General features: G+C 62.7%; 7 protein-coding genes and 1 tRNA gene. 6 read left to right on the top strand and 2 right to left on the bottom strand.

Going from position 1 to position 6,714, the window contains the following annotated elements; genetic code table 11:
* The 3 genes from JQC81_RS31670 to JQC81_RS31660 form a co-directional block, all read left to right on the top strand.
* Positions 1-385, top strand: a 385-nt coding sequence (locus tag JQC81_RS31670; protein ID WP_203275742.1) for an aminotransferase class III-fold pyridoxal phosphate-dependent enzyme, incomplete at its 5' end; no start/stop codon positions are given.
* Positions 382-1,308: an ornithine carbamoyltransferase gene (gene argF / locus JQC81_RS31665; RefSeq protein WP_203275741.1), complete on the top strand. Its 927-nt coding sequence runs from the start codon at positions 382-384 to the stop codon at positions 1,306-1,308. The genes JQC81_RS31670 and argF, both read left to right, overlap by 4 nt.
* Entirely contained in the window at positions 1,305-2,294 is a 990-nt protein-coding gene (locus tag JQC81_RS31660; protein WP_203275740.1) for an Hsp33 family molecular chaperone, read from the top strand. The genes argF and JQC81_RS31660 overlap by 4 nt, the downstream gene beginning before the upstream one ends.
* 167 nt (positions 2,295-2,461) lie before the next feature.
* On the opposite strand, the gene argE is transcribed toward JQC81_RS31660, so the two are convergent.
* Both argE and apaG read right to left on the bottom strand, forming a co-directional pair.
* Positions 2,462-3,634, bottom strand: coding sequence for an acetylornithine deacetylase (argE, locus tag JQC81_RS31655; RefSeq protein ID WP_203275739.1), 1,173 nt, complete (start codon positions 3,632-3,634; stop codon positions 2,462-2,464).
* Positions 3,635-3,642: 8 nt separating this feature from the next.
* A complete protein-coding gene (gene apaG, locus JQC81_RS31650) occupies positions 3,643-4,035 on the bottom strand; it encodes a Co2+/Mg2+ efflux facilitator ApaG/CorD (protein ID WP_203275738.1) in 393 nt (130 codons plus the stop codon).
* 88 nt (positions 4,036-4,123) lie between these two features.
* Here apaG and JQC81_RS31645 point away from each other — a divergent pair, with 88 nt between their 5' ends.
* The 3 genes from JQC81_RS31645 (at position 4,124) to JQC81_RS31635 (ending at position 6,037) form a co-directional block, all read left to right on the top strand.
* Positions 4,124-4,750 carry a CDP-alcohol phosphatidyltransferase family protein gene (locus JQC81_RS31645; protein ID WP_203275737.1) on the top strand — a complete coding sequence of 209 codons (627 nt, stop codon included), beginning with the start codon at positions 4,124-4,126 and terminating at the stop codon, positions 4,748-4,750.
* A 75-nt stretch (positions 4,751-4,825) separates the two neighbouring features.
* A complete protein-coding gene (locus tag JQC81_RS31640; RefSeq protein ID WP_203275736.1) occupies positions 4,826-5,917 on the top strand; it encodes a 2'-deoxycytidine 5'-triphosphate deaminase in 1,092 nt (363 codons plus the stop codon).
* Positions 5,918-5,962: 45 nt separating this feature from the next.
* Positions 5,963-6,037, top strand: a tRNA-Gly gene (locus tag JQC81_RS31635).
* The last annotated feature ends 677 nt before the right edge of the window (positions 6,038-6,714 follow it).

Below are 6,714 nucleotides of genomic sequence, written 5' to 3'. Positions count from 1 at the left end.
CAACCCGCTGGCCATGGCGGTGGGCAACGCGGTGCTCGACATCATTCTGGAGCCTGGCTTCCTGAAGGAGGTCGAGCGCAAGGGGCTTCTGCTCAAGCAGCGCCTCGCCGAACTGAAGGACCGCCACCCCGGCGTTATCGCGGACGTGCGGGGCCACGGCCTTATGATGGGCCTGCGCAGCGCGGTGCCCAACACCGAATTCATCGCCGCCGCCCGGGCTCAGAAGCTGCTCGTGATCGGGGCCGGCGACAACGTAGCCCGCCTCCTGCCGCCGCTGATCATCAGCGACGCTGAGATCGGCGAGGCCGTCAACCGCATCGAAGCCGCTTGCGCGGCCATTGAAGCTGGGCAGCAAAACGCTGCCCAGCGGGGAGTCGTTCAATGAATACCCGCCACTTTCTCGATCTGAGCGATTTCTCCGGAGCGGAGATCCGGGGCCTCCTTAACATCGGCTCCGACATCAAGGCCAAGCGCCGCCGTGGTGAGAAGGCCAAGGAGCGCCCGCTTGAGGGCAAGGTCCTGGCCATGGTTTTCGACAAGCCCTCCACCCGCACCCGCGTGTCCTTCGATGTCGGCATGCGCGAGCTTGGCGGCGAGACCCTGATGCTCACCGGAAAAGAGATGCAGCTTGGCCGCGGCGAGAGCATTGCCGACACGGCGCGGGTCCTGTCCCGCTATGTGGACGCCATCATGATCCGCACCCTCGATCATGCCATGGTGACGGAACTCGCCCAATACGCCTCGATCCCGGTGATCAACGGCCTCACCAAGATGACGCATCCGTGCCAGATCATGGCCGACATCATGACCTTCGAGGAGCATCGCGGGTCCATCGAGGGCAAGACGGTGGCCTGGACGGGTGATGCCAACAACGTGCTCGCCTCCTGGGTTCACGCGGCGGCGCGCCTCGATTTCACCCTGAAGATCGCCTCTCCGCCGGAACTTGCCCCCCGTCCGGAGCTTTTGTCCTGGGCGAAACAGGAAGGGGCCAAAATCAGCGTGACCACCGATGCCTACGAGGCCGCCGAAGGCGCCCACGCGGTCATCACCGATTGCTGGGTATCCATGGGCGACGATGACGAGTTTCGTCGCCAGAACCTGCTCAAGCCCTATCAGGTCAACGGCAGGCTCATGGGCGTGGCTGATAAGGAGGCCATCTTCATGCACTGCCTTCCCGCTCATCGCGGCGAGGAGGTGACGGACGAAGTGATGGATGGTCCACAATCCGTGGTCTTCGACGAGGCCGAGAACCGGCTTCACGCACAAAAAGGCATCCTGGCCTGGTGCCTTGGAGCAGCAAGCGCATGAGTTCAGCCTCGTTCGAAGGACATGACGACGTCGTTCTCCCTTTCGCGGTCGAGCCCCTCGATGTGCGCGGTCGCGTGGTGCGCCTCGGTCCTTCCATCGACACGATCCTGGCCCGCCATGGCTATCCCGACCGGGTCGCCCGCGTCATTGGCGAGGCGGCGGCGCTGACCGTCATGCTCGGTGCGTCCCTCAAGCTCGAGGGACGTTTCCAGCTGCAGACGAAGACCGATGGCATCATCGATATGGTGGTGGTGGACTTCAATGCGCCGGACCGCCTGCGCGCCACAGCCCGCTTCGACAAGGACCGGCTCGAAGCCCTCGATTCAGCATCCGTAGCAACGGGCGAACTCCTGGGCTCCGGCTATCTTGCCATGACCATCGACCAGGGTTCCGAGCGCAGCCGGTACCAGGGCGTCGTCGCTCTCGAAGGACAAGGTTTCGAGGAGGCCGCGCACCAGTATTTCCGCCAGTCGGAGCAGATCCCGACGCAGGTGCGCTTGGCCGTCGCCGAGCAGTTCGAGAACGGACGCCACACCTATCGCGCCGGCGGCCTGATGATCCAGTTCCTGCCGTCCTCGTCCGAGCGCCTGCAGCAAGCCGATCTCGACCCTGGCGATATTCCGGAGGGGCACCCGTCGAACGATCTCGCGGCGCCGTCCGAAGACGATGCCTGGATGGAGGCCAAGTCGCTGATCGGCACCGTTGAGGATCACGAGCTGATCGATCCGGCCGTCTCCAGCGAGACGCTTCTCTATCGCCTGTTCCATGAGCGCGGCGTGCGTGTCTTCGAGGGCCAGCATGTGCATGAGGAATGCACATGCTCGCATGAGCGCATCATGGGCATGATGCGCCGCTTTCCGCCGGAAGACCGCCGCGACATGGTGGGCGAGAACGGCCGCATCGGCATCACCTGCGAGTTCTGCTCGCGCTTCTACGATCTCGACCCTGTCGAGGTCGAAGCCGCGATTGCGAAGTCGGAAGGTTAAGCCGAACCGCGCTCACCATTGCCATCCCCGCGAAGGCGGAAATCCATAAACATGACGTCTCAGGAGAGGGCGACCTGCATCGCGGCTCGTTCTGCACCGTCGGCGTTTATGGATTCCGGGCTCTGCTGCGCAGCCCCGGAATGACGATGGATGGTGATGCACTAAACTTATGAGCTCGCACACGTCGCGGCGAGCCGCCGCATGAAAGCCGCACCCGCCTCAAGCTGGTCCAATGTGATATATTCATCCGGCTGATGCGCCTGATCGATGGATCCCGGACCGCAGACAACCGTCGGGATGCCGGCTGCCTGATAATGGCCAGCCTCGGTGCCGAAAGGGACGGTCTGCGTATGGTTTTTGCCGGCAAGCCGCAGGGCGAGGGTTTCCGCGAAGGATCCCGGCTCCGGCGCAAGTCCGGGCACAGCGACCTCAAGCTTTGTCTCGATCCGCCCGAACTCGCCGAAGCGGTTGAGGCGCCTGAGCGCGACCTCCTGCACAAACGCTTCCAAGCGGGTTGGGATCTCCTGCGGATCCAGGCTCGGCAACCCACGGAACTCCCAATGGAAGCTGCAGGACTTCGACAGGATGTTGCGCGCCGTGCCGCCGGCAATCGTACCCACATGCACGGTCGTGTAAGGCGGGTCGAAGCGCCCGCTCGTGTCGCCGCGCTCCATCATCTCGTCGCCGATGCGGTTCAGTTCCGCGATCAGTTCGGCGGCCGTCATCACGGCGCTCGCGCCAAGATAGGGTTTCGACGAATGCGCCTCGAAGCCGTGCACCATCGTACTGAAGGTCACGACGCTTTTGTGCGCGTCCACCACCTCCATCATCGTCGGCTCTCCGACGATAGCGGCCTTCGGCAGCGGCAGATCGTGCCCGAGGCGTCGGATCACGTCGACCACGCCGAGACAGGTTGTCTCCTCGTCGTAGGAGAGCAGGATATGGATCGGCGTGGAGAGATTGGCTGCTTGGAACTCAGGGATCAGCGCCAGTGCGAGCGCGTCGAAGGCCTTCATGTCCACAGCGCCGCGTCCATAGGCGCGCCCGTTCTCCACCCGTAGTGTGAAAGGGTCCGTCGTCCAAGCCTGCCCTGTCACAGGCACCACGTCCGTGTGCCCAGAGAGCACGATCCCGCCGCGATCCTGCGGGCCGATTGTTGCATAGATGGCCGCCTTGTCGCCGGTCTCATTCGGCACGCGCACATAAGGCACGTTCCAGCCCTGCAGGTAGCTTTCGACGAAATCGGTGAGCGGCAGGTTGGACTTCGAGCTCACCGTGTCGAAGGATACGAGTTGCGTCAGCATTTCGAGCGGCGTGAGCCGCTGGCCTTTGGGTGACATTGGAAACCTCAGTGCAGCACGCGCTTCGCGCGCGGGATATCAAGTGAGAAGGCGGGAATTTCGGCATCAAAAGTTTCACCGCCTGCGGTCTCCATCAGGTAGGTGCCCTGCATGGTGCCGCTCGGGGTCGTCAGGGGGCAGCCGCTCGTGTAGCTGAAGCTCTCGCCCGGCCCGAGCACCGGCTCCTCGCCGACCACGCCCGCGCCGCGCACCTCCTGCACATGGCCGTGCTCGTCGGTGATCCGCCAGTGGCGGGCGCGCAGCTGAACCCGTTCCAGGCTCGTGTTGATGATCTCCACCGTATAGGCAAAGAAGTAGCGGCCGTCATCGGGGGAGGACTCTTCGGGCATGTAGCGGGGCGTTACCGTCACAGAGATGCCGCGGGTCACAGCCTTGTACATGAGCCTGCCTTCACCCAGTAGAGAAGTTCGACCTGCCCGTGGTAAGGCCCTCCTCGAACCTCGTCAATCGAGGCAGGGGAGAACGGCCATGCTCGATGGATGGATGCGGCGCTGGATCGATCCGCCGCTGGATCGGCTGGGGCATGGCTTGGCCCGGGCCGGAATTTCCGCCGATGCCGTGACGCTGGCGGGGCTAGTACTCGGCTTAGCCTCGGCCTTCATGATCGCCCTTGAGCTTGATGGTGCCGCGCTCATCCTGTTCGGGCTCAACAGGCTCCTCGATGGGCTCGACGGTGCTGTCGCCCGCTCGACCCGGCGGACGGATCGGGGCGGCTTTCTCGATATCGTGCTCGATTTCGCCATCTACGGCGCCATCCCACTGGCCTTTGCCCTGCGCGACCCTGGCGCCTTCGCCTTGCCGGCAGCGGTTCTCCTGTTTTCCTTCTATGTCAATGGAGCAAGCTTCCTCGCCTTCGCGGCCGTTGCCGCCAAGCGGGAGATGAGCAGTGACATCCGCGGGATTAAGTCGATCTATTTTACAGCCGGTTTCATGGAGGGTACGGAAACAATCCTCTTCTTCGCCGCCATGATCCTGCTCCCTTGGTCCTTTCCGATCCTGGCCTACGCCTTCGCCGGACTGACGGTGATGAGCGCACTGGCCCGTATCACCCTGGCTTGGCACGCCTTCCGCGACGAGCCTGATGAAAGCGATTGAGAATTTCGTAACAAGGCTTAGAGGATATTGTCTGGCTCAACACTTTTATGAGGGCAGGGCTCTCGGATGACGGACATGGTAGCGTTGAAGGACGGGATCCAATCGGCTGATGCCATCATGCGCCTTGCGGAAGCAGGAGCCATCAGGCCGGAGACGCCCTTCGCGTCCGACCAGGTCCAGCCGGCGAGCCTGGATCTCCGCCTCGGCCAACGGGCCTATCGCGTCCGTGCCAGCTTCCTGCCGGGGCGCAACCATACGGTCCAGGATCGTCTCGATCAGCTGAGCTTCCACGAAATCGACCTGAGCCGGGGTGCCATCCTGGAGACCGGCAGCGTCTATATCGCGGAACTTCAGGAAGAGCTGGCTCTGCCGGGGGATCTCTCGGCGGCAGCGAACCCCAAGAGTTCGACGGGCCGCATCGACGTGTTCACCCGCGTCATCACCGACCAGAGCCAGGAATTCGACACGATCGGGGCCGGCTATCACGGGCGTCTCTATGCCGAGATCTCGCCGCGCACCTTCCCGGTGCTGGTCCGGACGGGCACGCGCCTGTCCCAGCTGCGCCTGCGAAAGGGCGAGGTGCGCCTGAGCGATGCCGAACTCCTGGCGCTCCACCAGCGTGAGCGGGTGGTGACTTCCGCCGAGCCGTCGATCCAGGACGGCGTCGCGGTGAGCGTGGATCTCGCCGGCTTCGGTCCAGACAACCTGATCGGCTATCGCGCCAAGCGCCACACGGGTCTCGTCGATGTGGACAAGCCGGGCTCCTGCCGCATTGCCGATTTCTGGGAACCTCTCTATGCGGATGCCTCCCGCACCCTGATCCTGGACCCGGGCCAGTTTTATATCCTCGCTTCGAAGGAGGCGGTGCATGTGCCACCGGATTACGCCGCCGAGATGGTGCCCTTCGATCCTCTCGTAGGCGAGTTCCGCGTTCATTATGCCGGCTTCTTCGATCCGGGCTTCGGCCATGCCGGGGCCGGAGGGGAGGGGGCCCGAGCCGTGCTCGAGGTGCGCTCCCGCGACGTGCCGTTCATCCTGGAAGACGGGCAGATCGTCGGACGCCTCGTCTACGAGCGCATGGCCGAACGGCCTAAGGTACTCTACGGCGCAGGCGCAGGCTCGAACTATCAGGCCCAGGGGCTTAAGCTCTCGAAGCACTTCCGCTGATCCCCCTTGCCGGATCGCCGGAATGCCGGATATGAATAAAGGCGCGCGGGCGTAGTTCAGAGGTAGAACGTCAGCTTCCCAAGCTGAATGTCGTGGGTTCGATTCCCATCGCCCGCTCCAAATCCCAAGATTGAGACAAGCACAGGCCGGCGGGAAAGCGCCTCCGTTTACCTTGACCGTTGAGGAAAAAGGAAAATGCCGTTGGAGCGTCATTGCCGGTGTTGACAAACCAACCGGGAATCGACATATCCGCAGCCCCGCCGGAATTCAGTTCCGACGAGCTTCAACTCCAACAGGCGCCGACGCTGCCGAGATCTCCAGATCTCGACGCTTGGTCGGGTCTTGATCGGCGATCTCAGAGATCCTGATCTGCGGCAAGAGCCATAAGTGCCAGTATATGGCAGTTCTTCATGGCTCCTCTGACGACAAAGAGATGATTTGGATCGATGTCATTGATCCTGGTCAAGTAAACGCAGAGGTAAATAGGGCCTCTGCGAACGATGAAGCTTGCCTTTGTACTGAGTGATGACGACGGACGATGCCAATTTCGAAAAATTCTTCGAAAAAGGTGTTGACCTAAAGAAGGGGTTCGAGTAGAACAACTTCATCGACGGCGCGCTTCTTTTGGGGCTGCTGCCGGGACAGCTTCAGGCTCTGGTCGTCCTTTCAAGGGAAGCCGGGGTGTTTGAGGTTCTTCTGCGTCTCTCTGTGTGAGGCGCGTGCTCTTTGACATTGTTGAGAGGGGAAGAGAAGCGTAGGCGGCGGTGTCCTTGCGCCGATCCGAGAGGATCGGATGA

It is taken from the genome of Microvirga arabica (genome assembly GCF_016811235.1).
GTDB lineage: Bacteria > Pseudomonadota > Alphaproteobacteria > Rhizobiales > Beijerinckiaceae > Microvirga > Microvirga arabica.
This window is presented reverse-complemented; position numbering and strand designations above follow the sequence as displayed.

Excerpts from the sequence above, each read along its gene's own strand:
- argF (WP_203275741.1), top strand. The coding sequence starts at position 382 with ATGAATACCCGCCACTTTCTCGATCTGAGCGATTTCTCCGGAGCGGAG.
- JQC81_RS31660 (WP_203275740.1), top strand. The coding sequence starts at position 1,305 with ATGAGTTCAGCCTCGTTCGAAGGACATGACGACGTCGTTCTCCCTTTC.
- argE (WP_203275739.1), bottom strand. The coding sequence starts at position 3,634 with ATGTCACCCAAAGGCCAGCGGCTCACGCCGCTCGAAATGCTGACGCAA.
- apaG (WP_203275738.1), bottom strand. The coding sequence starts at position 4,035 with ATGTACAAGGCTGTGACCCGCGGCATCTCTGTGACGGTAACGCCCCGC.
- JQC81_RS31645 (WP_203275737.1), top strand. The coding sequence starts at position 4,124 with ATGCTCGATGGATGGATGCGGCGCTGGATCGATCCGCCGCTGGATCGG.
- JQC81_RS31640 (WP_203275736.1), top strand. The coding sequence starts at position 4,826 with ATGGTAGCGTTGAAGGACGGGATCCAATCGGCTGATGCCATCATGCGC.